Source organism: Curtobacterium pusillum (genome assembly GCF_013359865.1).
Classification (GTDB): Bacteria; Actinomycetota; Actinomycetes; order Actinomycetales; family Microbacteriaceae; genus Curtobacterium; species Curtobacterium pusillum.
On the sequence record NZ_JABMCE010000080.1, the window covers coordinates 48,226 to 74,153 of the forward strand.

The 25,928-nt window shown below is 71.2% G+C and carries 32 protein-coding genes and 1 riboswitch; of the genes, 19 read left to right on the forward strand and 13 right to left on the reverse strand.

The genetic code is table 11. From position 1 onward, the window contains the following. Positions 1–7 precede the first annotated feature (7 nt). From iolB to HP507_RS11280, 7 genes are read left to right on the forward strand one after another with little or no spacing between them, the layout of a single operon-like run. Positions 8–919 (forward strand): 5-deoxy-glucuronate isomerase, encoded by a 912-nt coding sequence (gene iolB / locus HP507_RS11250; protein ID WP_175351879.1) that lies wholly within the window; start codon positions 8–10, stop codon positions 917–919. Beyond that, positions 916–2,814 (forward strand): 3D-(3,5/4)-trihydroxycyclohexane-1,2-dione acylhydrolase (decyclizing), encoded by a 1,899-nt coding sequence (gene iolD, locus HP507_RS11255; RefSeq protein WP_175351880.1) that lies wholly within the window; start codon positions 916–918, stop codon positions 2,812–2,814. Before iolB ends, iolD begins: the two co-directional genes overlap by 4 nt. Before the next feature lie 30 nt (positions 2,815–2,844). Beyond that, entirely contained in the window at positions 2,845–3,798 is a 954-nt protein-coding gene (locus tag HP507_RS11260) for a sugar phosphate isomerase/epimerase family protein (RefSeq protein WP_175351881.1), read from the forward strand. 37 nt (positions 3,799–3,835) lie between these two features. Further along, complete coding sequence (locus tag HP507_RS11265) at positions 3,836–4,891, forward strand: Gfo/Idh/MocA family protein (protein WP_175351882.1); 1,056 nt, start codon at positions 3,836–3,838, stop codon at positions 4,889–4,891. Between the two features lie 3 nt (positions 4,892–4,894). Further along, the gene (locus HP507_RS11270) at positions 4,895–5,764 is read left to right on the forward strand and encodes a sugar phosphate isomerase/epimerase family protein (RefSeq protein ID WP_175351883.1); all 870 of its coding nucleotides are present in this window, start codon (positions 4,895–4,897) and stop codon (positions 5,762–5,764) included. Then, a complete protein-coding gene (locus HP507_RS11275; protein WP_217508712.1) occupies positions 5,761–6,873 on the forward strand; it encodes a transaldolase family protein in 1,113 nt (370 codons plus the stop codon). The genes HP507_RS11270 and HP507_RS11275 overlap by 4 nt, the downstream gene beginning before the upstream one ends. 15 nt (positions 6,874–6,888) lie before the next feature. Then, entirely contained in the window at positions 6,889–7,296 is a 408-nt protein-coding gene (locus HP507_RS11280) for a tautomerase family protein (RefSeq protein WP_175351884.1), read from the forward strand. A gap of 3 nt (positions 7,297–7,299) precedes the next feature. Here HP507_RS11280 and HP507_RS11285 read toward each other — a convergent pair whose 3' ends face one another. The 3 genes from HP507_RS11285 to HP507_RS11295 all read right to left on the reverse strand — a co-directional run bounded on the left by HP507_RS11285 (position 7,300) and on the right by HP507_RS11295 (position 9,365). Beyond that, on the reverse strand, positions 7,300–8,058 hold the full coding sequence (locus tag HP507_RS11285) for a GntR family transcriptional regulator (protein ID WP_175351885.1): 759 nt from the start codon (positions 8,056–8,058) through the stop codon (positions 7,300–7,302). Between the two features lie 110 nt (positions 8,059–8,168). Continuing rightward, positions 8,169–8,804 carry an exonuclease domain-containing protein gene (locus HP507_RS11290; RefSeq protein ID WP_175351886.1) on the reverse strand — a complete coding sequence of 212 codons (636 nt, stop codon included), beginning with the start codon at positions 8,802–8,804 and terminating at the stop codon, positions 8,169–8,171. Positions 8,805–8,903: 99 nt separating this feature from the next. After that, positions 8,904–9,365 (reverse strand): hypothetical protein, encoded by a 462-nt coding sequence (locus tag HP507_RS11295; protein ID WP_175351887.1) that lies wholly within the window; start codon positions 9,363–9,365, stop codon positions 8,904–8,906. Between the two features lie 99 nt (positions 9,366–9,464). Here HP507_RS11295 and ychF point away from each other — a divergent pair, with 99 nt between their 5' ends. The 4 genes from ychF (at position 9,465) to HP507_RS11315 (ending at position 11,815) form a co-directional block, all read left to right on the forward strand. Next, positions 9,465–10,538: a redox-regulated ATPase YchF gene (gene ychF / locus HP507_RS11300; RefSeq protein ID WP_175351888.1), complete on the forward strand. Its 1,074-nt coding sequence runs from the start codon at positions 9,465–9,467 to the stop codon at positions 10,536–10,538. 147 nt (positions 10,539–10,685) lie between these two features. Continuing rightward, on the forward strand, positions 10,686–11,192 hold the full coding sequence (locus HP507_RS11305) for a MarR family winged helix-turn-helix transcriptional regulator (protein ID WP_175351889.1): 507 nt from the start codon (positions 10,686–10,688) through the stop codon (positions 11,190–11,192). A 156-nt stretch (positions 11,193–11,348) separates the two neighbouring features. Further along, the gene (locus tag HP507_RS11310) at positions 11,349–11,567 is read left to right on the forward strand and encodes a hypothetical protein (protein WP_175351890.1); all 219 of its coding nucleotides are present in this window, start codon (positions 11,349–11,351) and stop codon (positions 11,565–11,567) included. Next, positions 11,564–11,815 carry a hypothetical protein gene (locus HP507_RS11315; RefSeq protein WP_175351891.1) on the forward strand — a complete coding sequence of 84 codons (252 nt, stop codon included), beginning with the start codon at positions 11,564–11,566 and terminating at the stop codon, positions 11,813–11,815. The genes HP507_RS11310 and HP507_RS11315 overlap by 4 nt, the downstream gene beginning before the upstream one ends. 73 nt (positions 11,816–11,888) lie before the next feature. Here HP507_RS11315 and HP507_RS11320 read toward each other — a convergent pair whose 3' ends face one another. Then, positions 11,889–12,839, reverse strand: a complete 951-nt coding sequence (locus HP507_RS11320) for an AraC family transcriptional regulator (protein WP_175351892.1) — start codon at positions 12,837–12,839, stop codon at positions 11,889–11,891. A gap of 144 nt (positions 12,840–12,983) precedes the next feature. On the opposite strand from HP507_RS11320, the gene HP507_RS11325 reads away from it, so the two are divergent. Further along, positions 12,984–13,334, forward strand: coding sequence for a hypothetical protein (locus tag HP507_RS11325; protein WP_175351893.1), 351 nt, complete (start codon positions 12,984–12,986; stop codon positions 13,332–13,334). 101 nt (positions 13,335–13,435) lie between these two features. On the opposite strand, the gene HP507_RS11330 is transcribed toward HP507_RS11325, so the two are convergent. Next, on the reverse strand, positions 13,436–13,723 hold the full coding sequence (locus HP507_RS11330) for a hypothetical protein (protein WP_175351894.1): 288 nt from the start codon (positions 13,721–13,723) through the stop codon (positions 13,436–13,438). 330 nt (positions 13,724–14,053) lie between these two features. On the opposite strand from HP507_RS11330, the gene HP507_RS11335 reads away from it, so the two are divergent. After that, a complete protein-coding gene (locus HP507_RS11335; protein WP_254701068.1) occupies positions 14,054–15,241 on the forward strand; it encodes a MalY/PatB family protein in 1,188 nt (395 codons plus the stop codon). A gap of 34 nt (positions 15,242–15,275) precedes the next feature. On the opposite strand, the gene HP507_RS11340 is transcribed toward HP507_RS11335, so the two are convergent. The 4 genes from HP507_RS11340 to HP507_RS11355 form a co-directional block, all read right to left on the reverse strand. Then, positions 15,276–16,052 (reverse strand): class I SAM-dependent methyltransferase, encoded by a 777-nt coding sequence (locus HP507_RS11340; RefSeq protein ID WP_175351896.1) that lies wholly within the window; start codon positions 16,050–16,052, stop codon positions 15,276–15,278. Continuing rightward, positions 16,049–16,240, reverse strand: a complete 192-nt coding sequence (locus HP507_RS11345) for a hypothetical protein (protein ID WP_175351897.1) — start codon at positions 16,238–16,240, stop codon at positions 16,049–16,051. The genes HP507_RS11340 and HP507_RS11345 overlap by 4 nt, the downstream gene beginning before the upstream one ends. Before the next feature lie 17 nt (positions 16,241–16,257). Further along, positions 16,258–16,713, reverse strand: a complete 456-nt coding sequence (locus tag HP507_RS11350) for a GNAT family N-acetyltransferase (RefSeq protein ID WP_175351898.1) — start codon at positions 16,711–16,713, stop codon at positions 16,258–16,260. 64 nt (positions 16,714–16,777) lie between these two features. Beyond that, a complete protein-coding gene (locus HP507_RS11355; RefSeq protein WP_175351899.1) occupies positions 16,778–17,272 on the reverse strand; it encodes a GNAT family N-acetyltransferase in 495 nt (164 codons plus the stop codon). Positions 17,273–17,340: 68 nt separating this feature from the next. Between HP507_RS11355 and HP507_RS11360 the strand changes: the two genes are divergently transcribed. Continuing rightward, complete coding sequence (locus tag HP507_RS11360; protein WP_175351900.1) at positions 17,341–18,228, forward strand: LysR substrate-binding domain-containing protein; 888 nt, start codon at positions 17,341–17,343, stop codon at positions 18,226–18,228. 6 nt (positions 18,229–18,234) lie between these two features. Here HP507_RS11360 and HP507_RS11365 read toward each other — a convergent pair whose 3' ends face one another. Then, positions 18,235–18,489 (reverse strand): hypothetical protein, encoded by a 255-nt coding sequence (locus tag HP507_RS11365; protein ID WP_175351901.1) that lies wholly within the window; start codon positions 18,487–18,489, stop codon positions 18,235–18,237. 58 nt (positions 18,490–18,547) lie between these two features. On the opposite strand from HP507_RS11365, the gene HP507_RS11370 reads away from it, so the two are divergent. Beyond that, complete coding sequence (locus HP507_RS11370) at positions 18,548–18,715, forward strand: ribbon-helix-helix domain-containing protein (protein WP_175351902.1); 168 nt, start codon at positions 18,548–18,550, stop codon at positions 18,713–18,715. Beyond that, the gene (locus tag HP507_RS11375) at positions 18,712–19,422 is read left to right on the forward strand and encodes a hypothetical protein (protein WP_175351903.1); all 711 of its coding nucleotides are present in this window, start codon (positions 18,712–18,714) and stop codon (positions 19,420–19,422) included. Before HP507_RS11370 ends, HP507_RS11375 begins: the two co-directional genes overlap by 4 nt. On the opposite strand, the gene HP507_RS11380 is transcribed toward HP507_RS11375, so the two are convergent. From HP507_RS11380 to HP507_RS11390, 3 genes are read right to left on the reverse strand one after another with little or no spacing between them, the layout of a single operon-like run. After that, the gene (locus HP507_RS11380) at positions 19,419–19,901 is read right to left on the reverse strand and encodes an FBP domain-containing protein (RefSeq protein WP_175351904.1); all 483 of its coding nucleotides are present in this window, start codon (positions 19,899–19,901) and stop codon (positions 19,419–19,421) included. The genes HP507_RS11375 and HP507_RS11380 overlap by 4 nt on opposite strands. A 39-nt stretch (positions 19,902–19,940) precedes the next feature. After that, complete coding sequence (locus HP507_RS17945) at positions 19,941–20,678, reverse strand: M56 family metallopeptidase (protein ID WP_217508714.1); 738 nt, start codon at positions 20,676–20,678, stop codon at positions 19,941–19,943. 13 nt (positions 20,679–20,691) lie between these two features. Then, positions 20,692–21,072, reverse strand: coding sequence for a BlaI/MecI/CopY family transcriptional regulator (locus HP507_RS11390; protein ID WP_175351905.1), 381 nt, complete (start codon positions 21,070–21,072; stop codon positions 20,692–20,694). A gap of 94 nt (positions 21,073–21,166) precedes the next feature. Then, positions 21,167–21,270: riboswitch (glycine riboswitch) on the forward strand. 169 nt (positions 21,271–21,439) lie between these two features. Here HP507_RS11390 and gcvT point away from each other — a divergent pair. From gcvT to gcvP, 3 genes are read left to right on the forward strand one after another with little or no spacing between them, the layout of a single operon-like run. Next, positions 21,440–22,555, forward strand: a complete 1,116-nt coding sequence (gene gcvT, locus HP507_RS11395; protein ID WP_175351906.1) for a glycine cleavage system aminomethyltransferase GcvT — start codon at positions 21,440–21,442, stop codon at positions 22,553–22,555. A 4-nt stretch (positions 22,556–22,559) separates the two neighbouring features. Beyond that, positions 22,560–22,937: a glycine cleavage system protein GcvH gene (gene gcvH, locus HP507_RS11400; RefSeq protein WP_175351907.1), complete on the forward strand. Its 378-nt coding sequence runs from the start codon at positions 22,560–22,562 to the stop codon at positions 22,935–22,937. Next, positions 22,934–25,858: an aminomethyl-transferring glycine dehydrogenase gene (gcvP, locus tag HP507_RS11405; protein WP_175351908.1), complete on the forward strand. Its 2,925-nt coding sequence runs from the start codon at positions 22,934–22,936 to the stop codon at positions 25,856–25,858. Before gcvH ends, gcvP begins: the two co-directional genes overlap by 4 nt. Positions 25,859–25,928: the final 70 nt, after the last annotated feature.

Sequence of the window (25,928 nt, forward strand, 5' to 3'; positions counted from 1 at the left end):
CACGGACATGTCGAACGACAACTGGTTCATCCGCGCGGGCAGCCGTCCGGAGGACGGCTGGACGGACGTGGTCGACGGGCGGGTCGAGGGGTGGGCGCACACCGGTCTGCGGACCGGCACGCTCGCCGACGGAGGCGAGCTGCGCCTCCAGGGCGACGCCGTGGAACGCATCGTCGTGCCGCTCGCCGGGGCCTTCCACGTCGCCTACGCGGGCGACGCCGGGACCGGCGAACAGGCTCTGGAGGGACGTGGCGGGGTCTTCGAAGGACCCACGGACGTCCTCTACCTCGGTTCCGGATCGGAGGCCCGGATCACCGGGTCCGGTCGGCTGGCGGTCGCCGAGGCGCCCACCGAGACGGTCAAGCCGACCACCTACGTGGCGCGGCAGGACGTGCCGGTGGAGCTCCGGGGCGCCGGCCAGTCGAGCCGCCAGGTGCACAACTTCGGCACCCCGGCCGCCCTCGACGCCGTGAAGTTCATCGTGTGCGAGGTCATCACGCCGGCCGGCAACTGGTCGTCGTACCCGCCCCACAAGCACGACACGAACGTGCCCGGCGAGGAGTCGAACCTCGAGGAGATCTACTACTACGAATCCGCGGTGTCCCGCGGTCTCGAGCGCATCGCCCCGGACGTCGCCGACCCGTTCGCGCTGCACCGCACCTACGCCTCGGACGACCGGCCGATCGACGAGTTCCGTGAGGTCCGCACCGGTGACATCGCGCTCGTCCCGCACGGCTGGCACGGTCCCGCGGTCGCCGCGCCCGGCTACGACATGTACTACCTCAACGTGATGGCCGGACCGGACCCGGAACGTGTCTGGAACATCACCGACGACCCGGCGCACGGCTGGGTCCGCCAGGCCTGGACGAGCGAGCAGCTCGACCCGCGCCTGCCGTACGAGAAGGAGCCCTCCCGATGAGCGCGACGCGTCGGATGACCGTCGGCCAGGCACTCGTCGAGTTCCTCGCCAACCAGTGGACCGTCGACGGCGACGTCCGCGAACGCACCGTTCCGGGGATCTTCGGCATCTTCGGCCACGGCAACGTCGCCGGTGTCGGCCAGGCCATCAAGCAGCTCCACGTCGAGCAGCCCGGGCTGCTGCCGTACCACCAGGCGCGCAACGAACAGGCGATGGTGCACGAGGCCGTCGGGTTCGCCCGCATGCACCGCCGCCGCGCCACCTTCGCCGCGACGGCGTCCGTCGGCCCCGGTGCCGCGAACATGCTCACCGCCGCGGCCCTCGCGACGACGAACCGTCTGCCCGCGCTCCTGCTGCCGTCGGACACCTTCGCGACCCGCACCACCGACCCGGTGCTCCAGCAGATCGAACTGCCGCACGACACCTCGCTGCAGGTGACCGACGCGTTCCGCCCGCTGTCACGCTACTTCGACCGGGTCGAGCGTCCGGAGCAGCTCTTCTCCATCGCCCTCGCCGCGATGCGGGTGCTCACCGATCCCGCCGAGACCGGCGCCGTGACGATCGCCCTGCCGGAGGACGTGCAGGCCGAGCAGTTCGACGTGCCCGAGGCGTTCCTGCAGCCGCGCGAGTGGCACATCCGCCGGCCGCTGCCCGAGCACGGCCCGCTCGCGCGCGCCGTCGCGGCGATCCGGAACGCGAAGCGCCCGGTGATCGTCGCCGGTGGTGGCGTGCTGTACTCCGACGCGAGCACCGCGCTGCGGGAGTTCGTCGAGGCCACCGGGATCCCGGTCGGCACCTCGCAGGCAGGCGGCGGCTCCCTGCCCTGGGACCACCCGCAGTACCTCGGCGGCATCGGAGCGACCGGCACCGCGGCGGCGAACGCCATCGCGGCCCAGGCCGACGTCGTCATCGGGATCGGCACGCGGTACAGCGACTTCACGACGGCGTCGCGCACCGCGTTCCAGAACCCGGACGTCACGTTCGTCAACGTGAACGTCGCAGCGTTCGACGCGTACAAGCACGGTTCGCAGCTCCCGCTCATCGCGGACGCACGGGAGGCGCTGCTCGCGTTCGCGACGGAACTCGCGTCGTACTCGGTGGACGCGGGCTACGCGACCGAGATCGCCGCGCGCAAGCAGGAGTGGGACGCGACGGTCGACGCCGCGTTCGCGCCGTCCGGCAACGCACTGCCGGGCCAGCCCGAGATCATCGGCGCCGTGCAGTCGGTCTCCGACCCCCGCGACGTCGTCATCCAGGCCGCAGGGTCGCTGCCCGGCGACCTGCACAAGCTCTGGCGGGTACGCGACGAGCTCGGCTACCACGTCGAGTACGCGTTCTCGTGCATGGGCTACGAGATCGCCGGCGGCATCGGCGTCCGCCGCGGCGCGCCGGACCGTGACGCGATCGTCATGGTCGGCGACGGCTCGTACCTGATGCTGCACACGGAGCTGGTCACCGCCGTGGCCGAGGGCATCAAGATCATCGTGGTCCTCATCCAGAACCACGGGTACGCGTCGATCGGGCACCTGTCCGAGACCGTCGGCTCCGAGCGCTACGGCACGAGGTACCGGTACCTGGACGAGACGCAGTCGTTCGAGAACGGCGACCCGCTGCCCGTCGACCTCGCCGCGAACGCCCGCTCGTACGGCGTCGACGTCATCGAGGTCGAACCCGGACCGAACGCCATCGAGGACCTCAAGGCCGCGGTGCGCCAGGCCAAGGCGAACGACCACACCACCCTCGTGCACATCAACTCCGACCCGCTGGTCTACGCCCCCGAGGGCGACGGCTGGTGGGACGTCCCGGTCGCCCAGACCTCGACGCTGTCGAGCACCCGGCAGGCACGCACCGACTACGAGCAGCGGGTCGCCGCGCAGCGTCCGCTGCTCGGTTGAATCCCTGAGAGAGAAAGCGACAGCGACGTCATGACCGACACCGCCACCCCCATCGGAGCCCCGTCAACGGACGCGGCCCCTGCCTCGATCCGCATCGGCACCGCACCCGACTCGTGGGGCGTCTGGTTCCCGGACGACCCGAAGCAGGTCCCGTGGCAGCGCTTCCTCGACGAAGCGCAGGCCGCCGGGTACCGATGGATCGAGCTCGGGCCGTACGGGTACCTGCCGACCGACCCCTCGCAGCTGCAGGACGAGCTCGAGTCCCGCGGGCTCAAGCTGTCCGCCGGCACCGTGTTCACCGGGTTCCACAAGGGCGAGGACCAGTTCCAGCGCGCCTGGGACCAGGCCGTGGCGGTGGCCGGTCTCGCGTCGAAGCTCGGCGCCGAGCACCTCGTCACGATCCCGGACCTGTGGCGCTCGGACGCCACCTCCGAGGTGTTGGAACCGCGGACGCTGACCGACGAGCAGTGGGACCGGCTCGGGAAGGGCCACGACCAGCTCGGCAAGGCGCTGCTCGAGGAGTTCGGCGTCCACCAGCAGTTCCACACGCACGCCGACAGCCACGTCGGCACCTACAAGGAGACCGTGCGGTTCCTCGAGGTGACGAACCCGGAGTACACGAACCTCTGCCTCGACACCGGCCACTTCGCGTACTACGGCGGCGACAACCTCAAGCTGATCGCCGAGCACCCCGAGCGCATCGGGTACCTGCACCTCAAGCAGGTCGACACCGACCTGCTGTTCGACGTGCTGAAGAACGACGTGCCGTTCGCCACCGCCGTGTCGCAGGGCATCATGACGGAGCCGCCGCACGGCACGCCGGAGCTCGCACCGATCATCGAGGCCGTCGCGCAGATCAACCCGGACGTCTTCGGCATCGTCGAGCAGGACATGTACGGCTGCTCGGTCGACGCCCCCGGCCCCATCGCGGACCGCACCTTCCGGCACATCCTCGGGTCCACGTCCGCCGCCCGCGCCTCCTGACGCGGCGCCATCCACCACACCACAGCAGGAGTAGAGCATGAGCACCACCGACAACCTCCGCGTCGCCGTCGTCGGCGCCGGCATGATGGGCGCCGACCACGTCCGTCGCATCACCGCCAAGATCTCGAACGCCGACGTCGTCGCCGTCGTCGAGCCGGACGAGGCCCGCGCCCAGGCCGCCGCCGCCCTCGCTCCCGGCGCCGTCACCGCCGCGTCCTTCGAGGAGGCGCTCGACCGGACCGAGATCGACGGCGTCATCATCGCGACCCCGGGCTTCCTGCACGAGCCGATCCTCGTCACCGCCCTCGAGCGCGGCCTCACCGTGCTGTGCGAGAAGCCGCTCACCACCAGCGCCGAGGACTCGCTCCGCATCGTCGAGCTCGAGCAGCAGCACGCCGACCGTCCGAAGATCCAGGTCGGGTTCATGCGCCGCTTCGACGCCGGGTACAAGGAGCTCAAGGCGCTCCGCGAGTCCGGTGCCAACGGCGCTCTGCTCGCCCTGCACCACGCGCACCGCAACCCGACGACTCCGCCGAACTTCAACGAGTCGATGCTCATCCACGACTCGGTGATCCACGAGATCGACATCATCCCGTTCCTCACGGGCGAGGCGATCACGCAGGTCGAGGTCAAGAAGCCGCGCAAGAACTCCCTCGCGCCGGCCGACCTGCCCGAGCCGCAGTTCGTCCTGTTCACCACCACGTCCGGCACGATGGCGATCGTCGAGATCAACGTCAACGCCCAGTTCGGCTACCAGGTCACGACCGACGCCGTGTTCGAGTCCGGCGTCGCGTACATCGGGCGTGAGACGTCGCAGACGATCGTGTCGGCCGGCCGGTCCTCGCAGGGCGTCACGCCGTCGTTCAAGGAGCGCTTCGGCGCCGCCTACGACGAGGAGGTCCAGCGCTGGGTCGACGCGGCCCGGCTCGGCGGCATCGACGGCCCGAGCGCCTGGGACGGCTACACGGCGTCCGTCGTCGCCGAGGTCGCCGTGCGGGCGCAGCAGTCCGGTGCGCTCGAGACGATCGAGTACGCGGTCGCGAAGCCGGCGTTCTACGCGACGGCCGACGACACGGCGCTCACGGAGGCGTAGCCCGTGCCGAAGATCGCCCTCGACCCGACCCCGTTCCACCACGACCTGGAGCTGCTCGAGTTCCCGAAGAAGGTCGCCGACCTGGGGTACGAGCACCTGCAGCTCACCCCGCACAAGGACTTCATCCCGTTCTACCGTCACCCCAAGGCCGACGACGAGCTCGTCGACGCGTTCGCGGCGGCGTGCACGGCGGCGGGCGTCCAGGTCGCGTCGGTCCTGCCCGTCCTGCGCTGGTCGGGTCCGGACCGCGAGGCCCGCGAGGCCGCCGTGAAGAAGTGGAAGCGCGTCATCGAGATCACGAAGCGCCTCGGCGTGGACACGATCAACACCGAGTTCTCCGGCCGCCCCGAGCGTGCCGAGGAGTCCGAGGACCAGTTCTACTGGGCGATGGAGGAGCTCCTGCCGATCATCGAGGACTCCGGGATCCGCGTCCTCATCGACCCGCATCCCGACGACTTCGTAGAGGACGGCCTCGAGGCGCTCCGCGTCATCCGCGGTCTCAACTCGAAGAGCGTCGGCTTCGTCTACGTCTCCTGCCACACGTTCCACTACGGCGGCAACATGGACGAGATCATCGACGCGGCGGGCGACTCGCTGCAGCTCGTCCACGTCGCCGACGCCTACGACCACCGTCGTTCGCACGGCCTCCGCTACATCACGAACCCGCCGGGCAACCCCGTGCGCGTGCACCAGCACCTGCCGGTCGGTCAGGCCGACGTCGACTTCGACGCGTTCTGGACGGCCCTCGACCGAGTGGGCTTCACCGCCCGCGAGGACACCGTCGCCGTCTCGAGCGTCTTCGCCGAGGACGAGAACGCCGACGAGGTGTCGAGGTTCCAGCTCGACACGATCAAGAAGGGACTCCACCGATGACGAACACCCTCGAGACACCGGCGACCACCGACGTCGACACGCGCCCCGTGACGCTGCAGGCCGCCTCGCAGACGGTCACCGCGCTGTGGAACGACTCGGCGGACCCCCGCGAGCTCTCGACTGCGATCAACGAGTACGGCGCGGTCGGGGCCACCTGCAACCCGGTGATCGCGTACACGTGCATCAAGCAGGATCCGGAGACCTGGGAGCCGCGCATCCGCGAGATCGCGGCCGAGAACCCGACCGCGGGGGAGTCCTGGATCGGCTGGAAGGCCGTCGAGGAGCTCTCCGTCGCCGCGGCCGCGCAGCTCCTGCCCGCGTTCGAGGCCTCGGGTGGTCGCAACGGTCGGCTCTCGATGCAGACAGACCCCCGTTTCCACCGCGACGCCGACGCGCTCGTCGAGCAGGCCGTGCGGTTCTCGCAGCTCGCGCCGAACGTCATCGTGAAGATCCCCGCCACGAAGGTCGGCATCGCCGCGATCGAGGAGGCCGCCTACCGCGGTGTCTCGATCAACGCGACCGTGTCGTTCACGGTGCCGCAGGTCGTCGCCGTCGGGGAGGCCATCGAGCGTGCGCTCGACCGTCGTGCCGCCGACGGACTCGAGGACCAGGAGTTCGGGCACGTCGTCACGCTCATGGCCGGGCGGTTCGACGACTGGCTCAAGACCGTCGTGCAGCGCGAGCACGTGATGATCGATCCCGGGTACCTGGAGTGGGCCGGTGTCGCCGCCGTGAAGAACGCCTACCGGATCTTCCAGGCGCGCGGCTTCCGGTCGCGCGTGCTCGTCGCGGCGTTCCGGAACGCCCTGCAGTGGTCCGAGTTCCAGGGCGGTGACCTCGTCGTCTCGCCGCCGTTCCAGTGGTCGAAGGACATCAACGACAACGCGTTCCCGTTCCGTCCGGACGCGATCGACGACGAGGTCCCCGCGCACGTGCTCGACGCGCTGCGTGCGGCCACTCCGGAGTTCGCCCGTGGCTACGACGAGGACGGCATGACGATCGACGAGTTCGACCGGTTCGGTGCGACGGTGACGACCTTGCGGCAGTTCCTCGACGCCGACGCCAAGCTCGACGCGCTCGTCCGCGACATCGTCCTCCCGGCCGCGTAACGGGCAGGAGACACCATGCCACTCGTCCGTATCGACCTCGCCACCGGGCGCACACCCGAGCAGGTCCGCGCCATCGCCGACGCGATCCACACCGCGATCGTCGACGTGTACGGGATCCCCGTGCGCGACCGCTTCCAGGTCATCACCGAGCACCCGGCGCAGCAGATCATCGCCGGGGACGCCGGCCTCGGGTTCGACCGCACCGAGGGCGTCCTCGTCATCCAGGTCTTCACGCAGCGCGGCCGCTCGGACGAGGCCAAGACCGCGCTCTACGCCGCGATCCACGATGCTCTCGCCGGCATCGGCGTCGCCTCGGAGGACGTCTTCATCGGCTACGTCGAGAACGGCCCGCAGGACTGGTCGTTCGGCTTCGGTCGGGCGCAGTACGTCACGGGCGAGCTCGGCGTCCCGTCCCTGGCGTGAGGCCTACTTGTCGACGAGGGTGACCTCGAACGAGTAGCGGTCCGGGCGGTAGCAGTGCACGCCGTACTCGACCGCCCGGCCCGAGGCGTCGTACGCGGTGCGGCTCATCGTGAGCACCGGGTCGCCGTCCTCGATCTCGAGCAGACCGGCCTCCTCGTCGGTGACGGCCCGCGCGCCGATCCGCTGCTTCGCGACCCGCATCGTCACGCCCCGGCCCCGGAGCAGCTGGTACAACCCGTGCGTCTGGAGGTCCTCGTCCGTGATCTCCAGGAACTCCGGCGGCAGGTAGTTCTCGAGGATCGCCATCGGCACGTCCTCGGCGAACCGGACGCGGCGGATGTGCGCCACCGTCGTGCCGGTCGCGATGCCGAGCGCCTCGGCGACGACGTCCGAAGCCGGCACGTCGTCCCGCTCGAGGAGCTTCGTCGCCGGGGCCTGCGAACCCTGCGCCAGGTCGTCGTAGAGGCTCGTCAGCTCGACCTTGCGCGTGACCGGGCCGTGCACCACCTGCGTGCCGATCCCACGGCGACGGACGAGCAGGCCCTTGTCGACGAGGTCCTGGATCGCTCGGCGGATCGTCGGGCGGGACAGGCCGAGCCGCTCGCCGAGCGCGATCTCGTTCTCGAGTCGAGCGCCCGGGGGCATCGCGCCGGAGCGGATCGCCTCCTCGATGCGTGAGGCGACCTGGAAGTAGAGGGGCATCGGACCCGACCGGTCCAGGTCCATGAACAGGTCGGACGGCAGCTGGCCTTCGTTGGTCATCGCGGTCCTTCAGGAGTGCGGGGTCGGCGGCGGCGCCGAGGGATTGTCGTGACAATACCACCGGGGCTGCGGGTCACCGGTCCGTCCGGGCGCGTCCGGGTGCGTCCTGCTCAGTCGGCGAAGATCATGGGGCGGTTCGACAGCCGGGGCTGCGGCGCCGTCCGGGGCTTCTCAGCACGGGCACGGACCGGTGCGATGTGCACCCGTGTCGCCGCGCCGAGCGCCTCGACCGTCTCGGCGCCGTGGTGACCTGCGGCGTGCACGACGATCGCGGCGCAGGCCTCGGCATCGGCGGCGGCGTCGTGGTGCTGGAACCCCTCGAAGCCGGCAGCCCGTGCGGCCATCGGCAGGCGGTACGAGTCGAGCGTGTACGTCTTGCGGGCGACCTGCAGGGAGCACATCGAGTGGTGCTCCGCGAGTTCGACGCCGGTCGCCGAGCACCCGCCGGCGATGACACCCATGTCGAAGCGGGCGTTGTGGGCGACCAGGACGTCGCCGTCCGCGAACGCCACGATGTCCGGGTACTGCTCGGCCCAGCCCTTGGCGTGCTGCACGTCCGACTCGACGATGCCGTGGATGCGGGTGTTCCACTCGAGGAACGCGTCGTGCCCGAGCGGCGGCCGGATGAACCACGAGGCCCGCTCGACGACCTTCCCCGCACGGACCTTGACGAGTCCGACCGAGCAGGCGCTGGCGGGCGAGCTGTTCGCGGTCTCGAAGTCGATCGCGGTGAAGTTCAACGGCACGTTCCCGATGGTCGCACGCGGCGCCGACATCCCCCGAAGCCGCCTCGGCGTTGCGTCGTCGCCGGGCCGGACCGGTGCGCGGTCCCGCACCGGGCCGTGTCAGCGGCGGCGTACGCGACGCGAGCCGTGTCGGCGACGTGCGGTGAGCCTCCAGGCCGCCCTTCGACGCGCTCGCTGCCGTTCCCAGTGCGGCCGGAGCGTCGTGCCGACCACCTCGAAGGCGATCGCCGACGCATCGAGTCGCCATCGGCGGTCCAGCCCCTGCACGTGCTCGGTGAACGCGGTCGCGAAGTCCGACGTGACCGGCGGGAACGCGATCGTCGTCGGCGGGGGCACCATGCGGAACGCGTCCTCGTCGTCGTGGTCGATCGACTCGTCCTCCGGGTCGTACTCGACCAGGACGTCCGCCTCGAGCTCGGCCAGGGCGTCGTGCAACGACTCGAGCTCGCTCGGCGGGAGGCCCTCGAGAGCGGTCAGGGTCTCCGGCGCGAAGTAGCGTCGCTGGCCCCGGGCGTCGAGGCCTCTCGAGTGCACACCGCGTCGGTCGCGTTCGAACCACATGGCGGTCCTCCGATCTGTCGTCGTCCCACCACGCTGCCACGCCGACGTGCTCCGCGCCCCCGGCGTGGGGGGAGGCTGCCACCGTTAGGCTGTACTCCCGTGGCACTCACCATCGGAATCGTCGGTCTCCCGAACGTCGGCAAGTCGACCCTGTTCAACGCCCTGACCAAGAACCAGGTCCTCGCGGCGAACTACCCGTTCGCGACCATCGAGCCGAACATCGGCGTCGTGAACCTCCCCGACCCCCGGCTGGACCGGCTCGCGGAGCTCTTCCACTCCGAGAAGACCGTGCCCGCACCCGTGTCGTTCGTCGACATCGCCGGCATCGTCAAGGGCGCCAGCGAGGGGGAGGGGCTCGGCAACAAGTTCCTCGCGAACATCCGCGAGGCCGACGCCATCGCTCAGGTCGTCCGCGGCTTCGACGACGACGACGTCGTGCACGTCGCGAACAAGGTCTCCCCGAAGGACGACCTCGAGGTCATCAACACCGAGCTCATCCTCGCCGACCTCGAGACCATCGAGAAGGCGCTGCCCCGGTACGAGAAGACGGTGAAGCTCAAGCAGGCCGAGCCGATCGTGCTCGCGACCGCGCAGGAGGCCAAGGCTGCGCTCGAGGCCGGCACGCTGCTCTCCGCGACGTCGATCGACCTGTCGCCGATCGCGGAGCTCGGGCTGCTCAGCGCGAAGCCCTTCATCTTCGTCTTCAACGTCGACGAGGCGATCCTCACCGACGAGACTCGCAAGGCCGAGCTCGCCGCGCTGGTCGCGCCCGCGCAGGCCGTGTTCCTCGACGCCAAGATCGAGTCGGAGCTCATCGACCTCGACCCCGCGGACGCCGCCGAGCTCCTCGAGTCGACCGGCCAGACCGAGTCCGGCCTCGACCAGCTCGCCCGCATCGGGTTCGACACCCTCGGGCTGCAGACGTACCTGACGGCCGGGCCGAAGGAAGCGCGTGCGTGGACGATCGGCAAGGGGTGGAAGGCTCCCCAGGCCGCCGGTGTCATCCACACCGACTTCGAGAAGGGCTTCATCAAGGCCGAGGTCATCTCGTTCGAGGACCTCATCGAGACCGGGTCGATCGCCGAGGCGCGCGCCCACGGCAAGGCCCGGATCGAGGGCAAGGACTACGTCATGCAGGATGGGGACGTGGTGGAGTTCCGCTTCAACAACTAGGCCCCGGGCGACGGAGGACCGCCACGGCTGCCGATCGACGTCGACTCGGGCGAACCGGCGCTTCCCCCCAACCTCGGCCTGCCAGACTGGACCGACGGGCGTCACCGACCGGGCATCCCGCCGGTGACCGCAGGATCGGAGGCGTTGATGGCAGAGCGCGGTGAGCAGGTTCCGACCGGGGTGCTGCTGCTGGAGTCCGTGAACCGACTGCGGACGGCGGAGTCCATGCTGCAGACCCGTGCGCGCGCCCGCATGGGCCTCAAGGCGAGCGACTTCCACGCCGTGCAGTTCCTGGCGATGCGGGAAGCGGCGAGCCTTCCGGCGCGAGCAACCGACCTCGCCAGCGTCCTCGGTGTCACCGGGGCGGCCGCGACGCTCACCGTCGACCGACTCGTCGCCCGTGGCCTCGCTCGTCGTGAACCCGACCCGGACGATCGACGGTCCCGCATCGTCCGCCTGACCCCTGAGGGGCAGGGGGGTCTCGCCGAGGCGTACGAAGGACTCCCTCGGGACGTGCAGGATCTCCTCGACGCCGTGCCGGCTGATGAGGCGGAGCGGATCATCGCACTGGCGACCGCCGTGCAGCAGGTGGTCGACCGGACCGCAACTCGCACGAGCGCCGTTCACGACTTGCCGGATAACGCATCTAGTTAAGAAAGTTAGTAGCGAAGTGCGGTGCGTTCATACGCTGACTTCCGTCAGGAACCCGCACCTCGTCGCGACGAAGCCGGCACTCCCGCCGGCAGCACGACCCGGGTAGCGCCTGCTCAGCTGTCGTGGCGCGTCACGCCGCGGGGAAGAACGGTCGGTATGTGGGATCAGCAGGAGCAGGAGCCGGAGCGCCCGCGGGGGAACCCAGGGGAGTGGCACAGCTTCGGCCTCCTCGCGCCCGCCGAGCTCGACGCCCTCGTCGATGCCCGGCTCCGAGGCGACCCGGACGCCGCATCCGCGGCGCTCGCCAGCAGCGATGACCTCCTCTCACCCGACGAGCCCACCTACGGCGACTTCCTCAGAAAGCCCACCGCATGAGCATCCTGCTGCACCACCCGAAGGTGTCCCCCGCAACCCGGCGCGAGCTCGGCTGGGCCAGAGCTGATGACGGCTTCTGGGTGGCGGACGACGCGGCCGCGTTCGCGGGCACGATCGACCGGCAGAACGGCCACTTCTCCGTCCGGAACGGCTTCGCCGAGTACATCGGGGACTACTCCACGTTGGCCGCAGCGCAGGCAGCGCTCGCAGCGCACGTCGAGCGAGCCCGTTCGGAGCGGCCGTGCTGAGCACGCCTGACGGGTTGACGGACGGGCACCGGACCGTGTTCTACCGATCGGTGGCCGTCGACACCCCGACGCGCTACCGGTCCGCCACCGATCGGATCGCGGCGGTCCGGAGCACGTCACGCGGCAGTTCACCGAACTCCGCCTTGTAGGCGCTCGAGAACCGGCCGGCGTGCGTGAACCCGGCAGCGCGTGCCGCTTCCATGACGGAGCCCGCCGTCCCGGACTCGAGGTGCTCCCGTGCCAGGAGCAGCCGCACGCCCTTGAGGTACGACAGCGGGGAGACTCCGTGGACGCGCTGGAACGCGCTCTGGAGCCCGCGGACACTGAGCCCGGCAGCGGCCGCGACATCGTCGACGGTGATCCGTTCCGCGACGTTGTCGAGCAGGAACGCCTCCGCTTTCGCCAGACGAGTCCGGGCGGGCGCCTCTCGTCCTTGACCGACCGGCCAGTGCGGGATCGCCGTGAGGAGGCCGGCCGCTGCGAACCGTGTCAGCGCACGTTCCCGTTCGGCTGGGACCGGACCGATCCGGCCGAGGACTTCGGGGGCGATGGCGCGCACGACGAGCCACCACGCTGCGAGCGGCGGTCCCTCCGGCACGTGGTGCGGTTTGAACTCCAGCGGTGCAGGATCCCAACCACCCCGCTCTGCTGCGACGCGCTCCAGCGTGTCCCGGTCGATGCGCATCACGTCGCTCTGGAAGCCGTCCCACCGGAACGGTTGCCGACCCTCCCGGTAGAGCACCGGTCGTCCGATCACGAGTGTGTCGCCGTCGACCACACCGATCCCGGACTTCAGCCAGTTCACGATGACCTTGCCACCCGACTCGACCTCGCCCCGGACCGTGCCGCTGCAGTGCATGGACTCCAACGACAGCAGCTCCGTGCCCGTCACCGTCTGCTCGAAGACGAACGGCGCGGTGCCCGGGGTGAAACTGAGGCCGTGCAGGATGAGCGTCTCGGACAGTGCGCTCCGAGCTGTCGCAACCTCCCGGGTCCGCGTCACCGTTCGGGTGCGTTGCATCATCGTCTCGTCCATTCCCTGATTCTCTCCGACTGTGCGCTCCACACCTCCTCCGGCTGCAGACGAGAGCCCCTCGATTGGCCACTGAACGCGCTCGTTGTGTCCCCGTGGATCGCGCGCACCTACCGTCTGCGGCGAGGAGGCAACGTGAAGTACATCCACTACGACGGCAGTCTGATCCTGACCGGCGACGCGATCGCGGACGCGGTCGTCGACTACGCTGCGGTCCTCGGGGCGAACGGCCGGACCGACACCGTGGCGATCCCCGCGGTCGCCGACGACGGCTCGGTGACCCGGACGACGGTGCTCGTCGGTCCCGCCAGTGAGCTGACCGTGAGCACCGCACCGGACGACGAGCTCGAACCGGAGGACCGCGCGTTCATCCGGAAGCTGCGGGACGCCGCTTCGCGCGCGGGCAGCGCGCGCCCGGTCGACGTCGACGGCGGGCATCGGTTCGTCGGCGCCGACGAGCCGGACGAACCGGCCGACCGATCGTGAACGACGACGACGAACGACGACGAACGACGACGACGCACCCCTGAACAACGACGAACGCCGCCGAGCCCAGCTCGGCGGCGTTCGTGTGTGGAGTGCGGGACTCAGGCGGCGAGGGCCAGCTCGCCGGCACGGACGGACTGCGCCTGCACGAGCGTGCGGCTGGCCTCGCCGCGCCAGGAGCGACCCGGGACGGTCCAGCCGGCTTCGCCGTCGACGTCCACGCGGGCGCCACGGGAGATGAAGTGACGGAGGTCGTCGGCCGGGATGCGGACGAGGTACTCGCGCTGCGAGCGCTCGTCGCGCACGCCGAACTCGGCGATGCGGTCGGGGGAGACGGTCGGCGCCGCGAGTGCGGTGCCGCTGATGGTGATTCGTTCGTTGCTGGTCATGGTGTTGCGGTACTTCCTGGTCGTTCGGCGCCCAGGGCGACTCGGTGTCGGCGGACGGCTGAGTCCGGCGCGACGCATCGAGTGCGGGGCGCGCACGTCGAGTTTCAACGTGCAGCTCGTCCGTTCGGATCGAGCGGTGGTCTCGTGGGAATGCGACTCGGGTGAGTCGGTGTCGAGACGGTTCGGTGTGCGCGAGTCAGATGGGTTCGCTGCAGTGCACCAAACAAACACTATACGGCAGCTCCACCACGAAGTCCAGGTTTCGCGAAGACGACGCGAGATGACGTCCGGACTCGCGCCGCGCCTCCAGTCCGATGCATGCTGGGACGCATGGCGAGCGACGAGGAGGACCCGGTCGGCACGCTCCGCGGGGTTCGCACGAGCATCAAGTGGACGCGGTACGCGCCCGACGTGCTGCCCCTGTTCGTCGCCGAGATGGACCACGACGTCGCACCGGAGATCCGGCAGGCGCTCATCGAGCGGGTGCAGCAGTCCGACCTCGGGTACCTCGACGGTCCCGGGCCGCTTGCGCCCGCCTTCGCGCAGTTCGCCGCCGACCGGTGGGGGTGGCGGGTCGACCCCTCGCGGATCCACCTCGCCACCGACGTCAGCGTCGGCATCGTCGAGTCGCTGCGGCTCGCACTGCCCGAGGGCGGCCGCGTGGCGATCACCCCGCCGGTGTACCCGCCGTTCTTCGAGCTCGTGGAAGAGGCCCGATGTCAGGTCGAGGAGGTGCCCCTGCTCGAGCAGTGGGGCGTCTACCGGCTCGACCTCGAGGGGCTCGAGCGCGCCTTCGCGAGCGGCGTCGGCGTCTTCCTGCTCTGCAACCCGCACAACCCCGTCGGGCTCGTGCACGACCGCGCCGACCTCGTCGCCGTGGCGGAGCTCGCCGCCCGCTACGACGTCCTCGTCATCAGCGACGAGATCCACGCGCCGCTGACCCACCCGGGCGTGGAGTTCACCCCGTTCGCCGCGGTCGCCGAACCGGTCGGGGCGCGCAGCGTCTGCGTGACGAGTGCCAGCAAGGGGTGGAACCTCGCCGGTGTGAAGTGCTCGATCATCGTCGCCGGGGACCCGCGTACCGCGGCGCTCCTCGACACCCTCTGGGAAGAGGTCGCCTGCCGGACGAGCATCCTCGGGCTGCACGCGAACCTCGCGGCGTTCACGCTCGCCACCGACTGGCTCGACGACGTCGTCGCCCGGATCGTCGCGAACGAGCGGTTGCTCGCGAAGCTCCTCGCCGAGCACCTGCCCGGCGTGGTCTTCACCCGCCCGCGTGCCGGGTACCTGGCGTGGCTCGACTTCCGCGGCATCGGCCTGGGCGACGACCCGGCGGTGCCGCTGCGGGAGCACGCCTACGTCGCGCTCAACTCCGGGCTCGGGTTCGGATCGCAGGGGCGCGGGTTCGCGCGGCTCAACCTCGCCTGTTCGCCGGACACGTTGCGCGAGGCGGTGCTGCGGATCGCGGCGGCGTACCCGTCGAGCGCACAGGAGGGGCTGGTCTGGCACGTCGCGTGAGCGACCGGCCATCGGCCTGGAGGCGCGGGCCGGCTCAGTCGGGCTTGCGCGCCTCGATGAGGTGGCGGGCCGAGTACGTCACGAACGGCCCGTCTCGATGGATCAGGTCGTGCAGCTCGCGGAGCCGGTCGCGGTACCGCTCGACGGTGAAGTCCGGCACCCACCAGATCACCTTGCGCAGGAGGTAGACGACGGCGGCGACGTCGTGGATCTCGATCCGGGTGCGCGCGGTGCGGAGATCGACGACGTCGAGCCCGGCGGCCCGTGCGGCATCGGCCTCGTCGTCGTGGTGCCGGCCTCGGCGCTCGACCGGCTTCGGGCCGAGGAAGAACTCGATGAGTTCGAACGCGCTCGCCGGCCCGACGTGCTGCGCGAAGTAGCTGCCACCCGGACGGAGCACGCGCGCGATCTCCGTCCAGTGGATCGTGGCCGGGTGCCTGCTCGTGACGAGGTCGAACGCTCCGTCGGCGAACGGCAGTGGTGGCTCGTCGGGGTCGGCGACGACGACCACGCCGCGCGGGTGCAGTCGCCCCGTGGCCGCGGCGACGTTCGGCGGCCAGGACTCCGTCGCGACGGCGGCCGCCGGGAACGCCGGAGCCTCGGCGAGGACCTCACCGCCGCCCGTCTGGATGTCGAGGCTGGCGGTGCCCGGGACGGCGGCGAGGCGAGCCAGTCGTCCGCCCAGCAGCCGGGCGTAGCCCCACGGCGGACGTTCCTCGGTCGCGCGGCCGTCGAGCCACGAGAAGTCCCAGCCGGTGACGTCCGCTGACCCGCCGACCTTCAGGAGCTCGTCGAAGGTCGCGGTCGTCACTGCTCGTCGAGGAACTGGTTGCGACCGACGACGCGGATGCGCAGGTCGTCGGTGCGGTCCATCGCCAGGAACTCGCGGGCGACGAACCCGACGGACGGCCAGCGCGACACCTCCGTCACCAGGAACCCGTCGATGAACACCTGCCACGCACCGCGCTCGCGCACGGCCTGCACTTCGTGTGTCGCCATGGCGCGAGCGTACCGGGTCAGCCGACGCGCTTCGCGTAGTACCGGAGTGTGGGGACCTTGCCCGACGGCATGCACCAGTCGGCGGGTCCGCGCCCGGTGAGGCACCATCCGCGTCGCTCGTAGAGCCGCCATGCCTCCGGCGTCTCCTCGGTGACGTCGAGGCGCACGTGCGTGCCGGGTGCTGCCTGTTCGGCGGCGGCGAGGAGGGCGTCGGCGACGCCGTTGCCGCGGTGTGCAGGGTGGACGAACAGACGCGTGATCTCGGCCATGCGACCGGGGGCCGGGACGGCGACGCCGACGTGTCCGATGACCTGCTCGCCGTCGCTCGCCACCCAGGCGCGGAGCAGCCCCGCGGGTGAGACCCAGTCGCGCGGGGCGTGGGGCCACTGCGCGGGGTAGCCGGTGCCGTGCACGCGCCACAGGACCTCGACCAGGGGGTCGAGGTCGGTCTCGGCTCGGTCACGGATCTGCATTTCGTCGCACGCTATCGGACGGTGGGGGCGGTCCGTCAGGATTCTGCGTGATCCGGAGCCTCGCTCAGTGCAGGTCGAGTGCCATGTGCACGTCGGCGCGCACGTACGGGCTCGGCGCGATCTCGTCGTGGCCGAGGTGCCGGAACCCGAATCGCTCGTACAGGTGCACAGCGCTGGCGAGCTGGGCGTTGCTCTCGAGCACCACCCGGTGGGCGCCGAGGGCACGGGCGCGGTCGAGCGCGGTGGCGATGAGCTTCCGGCCGGTCCCGTGTCCCTGGTGCTCGGGGGAGACGGCCATCTTGACGAGTTCGAACACTCCGGGTCCGACGGGCGCGATGCCGATGCAGCCGATCACGGTGTCGCCGAGTCGTGCGACGAAGGCCGCGCCGCCGGGTTCGACGATCTGGCCGACGGGGTCGCCGAGGAGCTTGCGGTCCTCGTCCTCGAGCGTGAAGAACCGACTGATCCAGGCCTCGTTGAGGACCCGGAAGGCCTCGGCATCGGCGGACGTCGTGATGTCGGTGATGATCAGGGAGTCGGTGGCGGGTGCGTCGGGCATGGCTCCATCCTCGGACGTCCGTCGAGCGCCGTCCAATACCGGTTCCTGTCCACCGATAACCTGCGTGCATGGATCGCGAACCGGAAGTCGACCTCCGTCAGCTCCGCGCGTTCCTCGCCGTCGCCGACGAGCTGCACTTCGGTCGTGCAGCCGAGTCGCTGCGGATCGCCCAGCCGGCGCTCTCGCAGCAGATCCGGCGGACCGAGCGCGAGCTCGGCGTCGACCTGTTCGTCCGGACCTCGCGGAGCGTGGCACTCACGCCGGCCGGCCGGACGTTGCAGGGCCGGGCGCGCTCGCTCCTCGCCCAGGCGAGGCGTGACCTCGACGAGGCCGTCCGGGTCGGCCGGGGCGAAGCCGGGCGGCTCGACGTCGGGTTCGTCGTGTCGGCGCTGCCGCTCGGGCCGATCGAGCGCGTGCAGGTGTTCCGGCAGCGGTACCCGCTCGTCCGGGTGGAGCTCACCGAGGGGTACTCCTCCAGGCTCCTCGCTCGGATCGTCCGTGGCGAGCTCGACCTCGCGATCGTGCGCGACCCGGATCCGGATCCCGCCGTGCGGTTCCGGCCGTTCCGCAGCGAGCGGTTCGTCGCTGCCGTTCCCCGTGCCCACCGGCTCGCCGGCCGGGTGTCGATCCGCGGGTCGGAGCTGCTCGACGACCCGTTCGTGTTCTTCCCGGCCGTGGCCGGAGCCGTCGCGACCGAGCGCAACCTGGCATCCGTCGTGTCCGGCGGGCGCCGGCCGGTGGTGGTGCAGGAGGCGACGACGTGGGCGACCGTCCTGCACCTCGTCGGTGCGGGACTGGGGGTGACGGTCGCGCCGGAGAGCGCCACACTGGCGGCTCCGGACACGGTCGTGCTGCTGCCCCTCGAGGGGGACCGTCACCGGAGCGAACTGGTCTGGGCCGCCCGGGCCGGCGACGACCGGGAGATCCTGCGGAACTTCATCGCCGCGACGGAGTGACCCCGGTCACGCCGGTGGCAGCACGGGCGCCCGCAGGTCGCCGAGCTCGTCCTCCCGCCACGGTCGGGAGCCCCGCAGGGTCAGTCCGAGCTGCACGAGCACGAAGGCGACGTGCGGCTCGACATCCGGGTCCCATGGTCCCTCGACGCCGAGGCCGAACGCCCCGAGCTCGTCGTCGGCCTCGTCGCGGAGGGTGAGGCGCCAGCGGCCGTCCCCGAGCTCCTCGACGACGGCCCACCGGGCGGTGCTGAATCGGCTCACGGTCACACGCTACCGATCGACCCGTGACAACTCGGCGGCCGCTCGCTAGATTGCTAGCATGGTAGCCAGCGCGAGCAGTCCCAAGGTGCAGTTCAACGTGTACCTCCCCGCCGAACTGGTGCGCGACCTCAAGCACCGTGCGATCGACGAAGGGGTCTCGCTCTCCGCGCTCGTCGAGCGCATCGCTGCCCAGTACGTGTCCGACACCGAAGGGGGAACCCGATGACGATCACCGTGCAGCAGATCCAGTACACGACCGACCCGTCCGCGTGGCGTGCACTCGCACGCGGTCTCGGTCTCGAGCCGCTCGCGGGCGGTGACGACGTGTGGTCCGAGTTCGCCGGGGACGGCGTCCTCGCGATCCACCGCGTCGAGTCCCCGAACGACGAGCGGACTGGGATCAACCTGCTCGCCGACGGTCCTGAAGCGCTCGACGCCCTCGAGCGCGCGCTGGTCGGTGCCGGGGCGTCCGTCCGACGGACGGTCCTCGACGACATCGGCCCGCTCCTCGTCGTGGATGGTCCGCTCCCGATGACGGCGACGGCGTCTCCGTCCGCGGCGGCCCGCGCCGCGGCGCCGCTCACGGTCATGCCGATCTGGTACGGCAGCGACGTCACCGCGCAGGCCGCGATCGCCGAAGCGGCCGGTCTCCGGCGTCGGCTCTCCTCCGACAGCGGCGTCTGGATCGACTTCACCGCGGTCGGCGGCGGGGCGATCGCCCTGCACCGCGCGGAGCAGGACGGCGTCGAGCTCTCGTTCGAGTACACGGGCGACCTCGATGCCCTGGCCGCACGGTTGGTCGAAGCCGGGTACGAACCGCGGATCATCGACGAGGCGTACAACCGCACGCTCCGGGTCGCGCGCCCGGACGGTCCCGACCTGTGGGTGAACGGCGCGCAGCAGGACCTGTACGGCTACACGCGGTCGAGCTAGGCGGTCTTCGCGACGTCCGCGGTGAAGTTCTGCACGCGCTGCAGCAGCGCTTCGCCGCGCATCGCGATGGTCGCCGGCGGGTTGAGGTGCGGCGGTGCCGTGCGGATCAGCATCGAGCAGCCGAGGTCCTCGCAGATGTACGAGCCGATGGTGTTGCCGTTGCGCCCGGACTCACCCGCGCGCGCGGCCGAGAACAGGCGCACCTGCGTCGCCGGCTGCGGAGAGTGGCAGAAGGAGCACATCGCGGCGATGCCGGCGCGGAGCGAGCCACTCGCCGAGCGCACCACGATCCCGACGGGGCGCTCGTCGATCCACGAGACGATGTAGCCGCGGCGGGCCGCCTGCGGGTCGCGCCAGCCGAGGAACTCGCGCTCGTCCCACAGCATCTCGTGCAGGCCGGGGATGGGCAGCTGGGCGAGTTCGTCCGGGGTGGCGTTGACGAACGACGAACGGATGTCTGCTTCGGTCAGTGGCTTCACGGTGTCATCACCATATGCCCCGCCTCTGACACGCGCCGCTCACGAGAGACGGGAGGCGCGGATCGCCCCGAGCGCGCTCGTCCCGTCCGCCACGAGCACGGCCCGGCGCAGGGCGTCGCGTCCGACGCGTCGGGCTGCTGCGTCATCCGCCGCGAACTCCACGAGGACGCGTGTCGAGCGCGCCATCGCGCGCGCGCCGGGGATCCACGGGACCGCGCGCTCGATCGACTCGGCGACCCCGACCGCGACCGCGTGGCGCTGGGTCAGGTGCGCGCGTTCGTGGGCGACCACGGCCTCCAGTTCGTCGGTGCGCAGACGGTCCGCGAGCCCGGTGCTCACGAGCACCCCGCCGGAGCGGCCGGGAACGGCGCACGCGAGTGCGTGCTCGGCCTCGACGACGGCGACGGGTGTGCCGTCGATCTCGCGGTGGGGTGCAGTGCCGGAGCGCATCGCCTCGCGCACCGCCTCGTGCTCCGGGCCGGGACGGACGCGCACGGCGATGACGAACGCGAGGACGGCGAGCAGTGCGACGCCGATGTTGAGGCCGTGCGTGGGGGAGTCGTCGAGGCGGAACGGGTCGGTCACGGGCCGGTTCGCGAGGGCCACGAGCGCGACGCCCGCGACGAAGCCGACGACGCCGAGCAGCACGGCGACCGACCACGACACGAGGGCGGTGCGCGGGCGGTCGATCGTCCACGCCGACCGGGTCAGGAAGCGGGGCGCGAGCACCACGACCGCGAGGGCGAGGGCGATGAGGACGACTCCGGCGACGACCACGGCAGCGGGTCCGTCAGGAACGGGCTCGGGCGTCGAGGGCGCGGCGGAGGACGTCGAGGTCGTCGGAGGCGAGCGAGCCGGTGAACCGCAGCAGGGCGGCTTCGCGGTCGGTGGCGGCGGCGAGGGCGTTCGACATGAGCGAGGCGGTCTGTTCCTCCCTGCTGTTGGTCGCGCGGAACGTCAGCGGTGCGTCGTCGTGCGGCTGGCGCTCCACCTGACCCTTGCGGCCGAGTCGGTCGAGCACCGTGAGCACCGTCGTCAGCGCCGGGCGCGGCTCCGGGAAGGCGTCGAGCACCTGGCGTGCGCTGAGACCGTCCGCACCGGCCGCCGACCACAGCGCGTCGAGCACCGCCTGCTCGAGCTGCCCACGGGGGCGCGATCGCTGTCCTGCCATCCGGGCATTCTACGAGATGTCGAACCGTGGCACACGACACACGCCCGAAACGCGGGGTCGGTATGATCGGCGCGGACAACTGAAGACCGGCCGATCATCCGTCGCGGGAGACGTCGTGCGGTGCCCCTGGCACCTCGCACGCCACCGAAGGAGCAATCCCCCCGACAATCTCTCAGGTTCCCACACCGCAGCGGACAGGCCACTCTGAAAAGCAGCCACGATGCCCCCGCCGGGTCGGTCCGTGGCTCGCCCACGGTGAAAGCCGCCGGACCTCACGGGCCGCGGTGAAACTCTCAGGCCCATGACAGAGGGGGAGTTCCGCCCGACGACGGTCGTCGGGTCCTGCCGATGCCAGGAGAACTCCGCCATGCGTTCGTCCCCCCTCGAATCCGCGCACGAAGCCGCGGGAGCCACCTTCACCGACTTCGCGGGCTACCGCATGCCCGTCCGGTACTCGTCCGACCTCGCCGAGCACCACGCCGTGCGCGAGGCGGCCGGGGTGTTCGACCTCTCGCACATGGCGGAGATCGGCGTCACCGGCCCCGACGCCGTCGCGTTCCTCGACCACGCGCTCGCCGGGTCGTTCGGCGCGATGCCGGTCGGGCGGGCCAAGTACTCGCTGCTCCTGGCCGAGGACGGCGGCATCCTCGACGACCTCGTCGTGTACCGCACCGACGAGGACGTCTTCCTCGTCGTCGCGAACGCGTCGAACCGCTCGGTCGCCGTGTCCTCGCTGCAGGACCGGGCCGCGGGGTACGACGTGGAGGTCTCGGACGACTCCGACGGCACCGCACTCGTCGCGATCCAGGGACCGGCGGCCGCCGGCACGCTCGACGCCCTCGTCGTGGCCGACCGCCTGCAGCCCGAGTCGCCGCTCGACGAGCTCCGCTACTACCGCGTGCTCCACGCCGTGTTCGACGGCGCGGACGTCCTCGTCGCCCGGACCGGGTACACGGGCGAGGACGGGTTCGAGATCTACAGCGACCCTGACGTCGCCATCGAGATCTGGAACGCACTGCTCGCGGCCGGGGCCGACCGTGGCGTGGTCCCCGCCGGACTCGCCGCTCGGGACACCCTGCGGCTCGAAGCCGGCATGCCGCTGTACGGGCACGAGCTCGGGACCGACGTCCGCCCCGCACAGGCCGGCCTCGGCCGGGTCGTGGCGCAGGACGGCGACTTCGTCGGCGCGGCCGGCGTCACCCCGCCGGACGACGCCCGCGTGCTCGTCGGACTCGTGACGTCCGGGCGTCGTGCCCCGAGGGCCGGGTACGACGTGCTGCTCGACGGCGCGGTCGTCGGCACCGTCACGTCGGGGGCGCTCTCACCGACGCTCGGGCACCCGGTCGCCATGGCGTTCGTCGACCCGGCCGCGCTCGCCGCCGCGACCGACGGGGGACAGGTCCTCCACATCGACGTCCGTGGGACGGCCGTCCCCAGCACCGTCACCCCGTTCCCCTTCTACCGCCGCGCCACGAAAGGCTGACGCCATGACCGACCAGACCGCACTCCAGTACACCGCCGACCACGAGTGGCTGCTCGTCGAGGGCGACACCGTCACGGTCGGCATCACCGACCACGCCGCCGAACAGCTCGGGGACGTCGTGTACGTCGAGCTCCCGGCCGTGGGCACCGCCACCACCGCGGGCGAGCAGATCGGCGAGATCGAGTCGACCAAGAGCGTCGGCGAGCTGTTCGCCCCGATCGAGGGCGAGGTCGTCGCGGTGAACGACGCCGTCGTGGACGCCCCGGACACCGTCAACCAGGACCCCTTCGGCGCCGGCTGGCTGGTGAAGATCAAGACCGACGGCTCCTCCTTCCCCGAGGACCTCATGGACCACGACGCGTACCGGGCCTCGATCGCATGACCGGCTCGTCCCCGAACCTCCAGACGTCCTTCGCCGACCGGCACATCGGGACGACCCCGGCCGACCAGCGGACGATGCTCGACGCCGTCGGGCACGAGTCGCTCGACGCCCTCGTCCGCGCCGCGATCCCGGAGTCCATCCAGGCGGCCCCGGCGACGCACTCCTCGATCCCGGCGGCCGTCGGCGAGACCGAGGCGCTCGCCGAACTCCGCGCGAAGGCCGGTCGCAACACCGTCCGCCGCGCCATGATCGGCCTCGGCTACCACGGCACGCACACACCGGCCGTGATCCAGCGCAACGTGCTCGAGAACCCGAGCTGGTACACCGCGTACACGCCCTACCAGCCGGAGATCTCACAGGGCCGGCTCGAGGCGCTCATCAACTTCCAGACGATGGTGGCCGACCTGACCGGCATGGCCACCGCCGGCGCCTCGATGCTCGACGAGGGCACCGCCGTGGTCGAGGGGATGCTCCTCGCCCGCCGCGCGTCCAAGGTCAAGGGGGACGCGTTCCTCGTCGACGCCGACCTGCTGCCGCAGACCCGTGCCCTGCTCGACCACCGGGCCCGCGCGGTCGGGATCGCACTGCGGGAGTTCGACGCCGTGTCGGGCCCGAGCGACGACCAGCTCGACGGCGCGTTCGGCGTCATCCTGCAGTACCCCGGTGGCTCCGGTCGGATCGTCGACCCGAGCAGCACCATCGAGCGCGTGCACGCCGGCGGCGGCATCGCGGTCGTCGCGGCGGACCTCCTCGCCATGACGCTCCTCGCCGCCCCGGGCGACCTCGGCGCGGACGTCGCCGTCGGCACGAGCCAGCGCTTCGGCGTCCCGCTCGGGTTCGGCGGACCGCACGCCGGGTACCTCGCCGTCCGCGCGGGGCTCGAGCGCCAGCTGCCGGGCCGCCTGGTCGGGGTGTCGTTCGACGCCGACGGGCAGATGGCCTACCGCCTCAGTCTGCAGACCCGCGAGCAGCACATCCGGCGTGAGAAGGCGACGAGCAACATCTGCACCGCGCAGGTCCTGCTCGCCGTCATGGCCTCGATGTACGCCGTCTACCACGGCCCCGAGGGGCTCCGCTTCATCGCGGAACGGGTGGCACGGACGGCGTCGGCGCTCGCCGCGGTCGCGCAGGAAGCCGGGCTCGGGCTCGTGCACGACGCCTTCTTCGACACCGTGACCCTCCGGGCACGGGATCGTGCCGGAGCCCTCGTCGACGCCGCCCGGGAAGCCGGGTACCTGCTGCACCTCGTGGACGCCGACACGTTCCAGGTGTCGGTCGACGAGACGACCACCCCGGACGACGTGACCGTCCTGGCGGCCGTGTTCGGGGCGGTCGACGTGACCACGCCGGCGACCGAAGCCGCCGTACGCGACGCCACCACGCGCCTCCCGTCCGCCCTGCTCCGCGAGAGCGAGTACCTCACGCACCCCGTGTTCAGTGCGCACCGCAGCGAGACACGCATGATGCGCTACCTCAAGCACCTCGCCGACAAGGACTACGCGCTCGACCGCGGCATGATCCCGCTCGGCAGCTGCACGATGAAGCTCAACGCGGCGACCGAGATGGCCGCCGTGACCTGGCCGGAGTTCGCGAACGTGCACCCGTTCGCCCCGCGTGCGGACGTCGAGGGCTACCTCGACATGATCGACGACCTCGAGACGTGGCTCGCCGAGGTCACCGGGTACGACACCGTGTCGCTGCAGCCCAACGCCGGCAGCCAGGGCGAGCTCGCCGGCCTCCTCGCGATCCGCGGGTACCACCTGTCGAACGGCGACGAGGGGCGCACGGTCTGCCTCATCCCGTCCAGCGCGCACGGCACGAACGCCGCGTCCGCCGTCCTCGCCGGCATGCGGGTCGTCGTGGTGGCCTGTGACGAGAACGGCAACGTCGACCTCGACGACCTCCGCGCCCGTGTCGCGGAACACGGCGACACACTCGCCGCGCTGATGGTCACGTACCCGTCCACCCACGGCGTCTACGAGCACGACATCCGCGAGATCTGCGACGCGGTGCACGACGCCGGCGGTCAGGTCTACGTCGACGGAGCGAACCTCAACGCGCTGCTCGGGCACGCCCGCTTCGGGGACTTCGGTGGGGACGTCTCGCACCTCAACCTGCACAAGACGTTCTGCATCCCGCACGGCGGCGGCGGACCCGGCGTCGGTCCCGTCGCGGCGAAGTCGCACCTCGCGCCGTTCCTGCCCGGCCACCCGTTCGCGCAGGACGCCGACCGGCGCACGGGTTCCGTGACGGCCGTTGGCGCGCGGCGTGAGGCGCACGGCGGGGGCCCGGTCAGCGCGGCGCCGTACGGCAGCCCCAGCATCCTGCCCATCACGTGGACGTACGTCCGGATGATGGGGCTCGAGGGGCTCACCCGTGCGACGGAGGCCGCCGTCCTCGGCGCGAACTACATCGCGGCACGTCTGCGCGAAGCGTTCCCGGTGCTCTACACGGGCGCGGACGGGCTGGTCGCGCACGAGTGCATCCTCGACCTCCGGCCGATGCGCGATGCCACGGGCATCACGGTGGACGACGTCGCCAAGCGGCTCGTGGACTACGGGTTCCACGCGCCGACGATGTCGTTCCCCGTCGCCGGCACGCTCATGGTCGAGCCGACCGAGAGCGAGGACCTCGCCGAGCTCGACCGGTTCGTCGACGCGATGCTCGCCATCCGCGCGGAGGCCTCGGCCGTCGAACGGGGCGAGTGGCCGGCGGACGACAACCCGCTCGTGCACGCACCGCACACGGCGTCGTCGGTGATCTCGGGGGAGTGGGCGCACGCCTACACCCGGGAACAGGCCGTCTACCCCCTGCCCGGCATCAGCACCCGCAAGTACTGGCCGCCGGTGCGGCGCATCGACCAGGCGTACGGCGACCGCAACCTCGTGTGCGCCTGCCCGCCGGTGGAGGCGTTCGCGTAGCGACCCACGTCGTCGACGCGATCCGGTCGGACCGGAGGCGCGGGGCGGGACCCGCCCCGCGCCTCCAGTC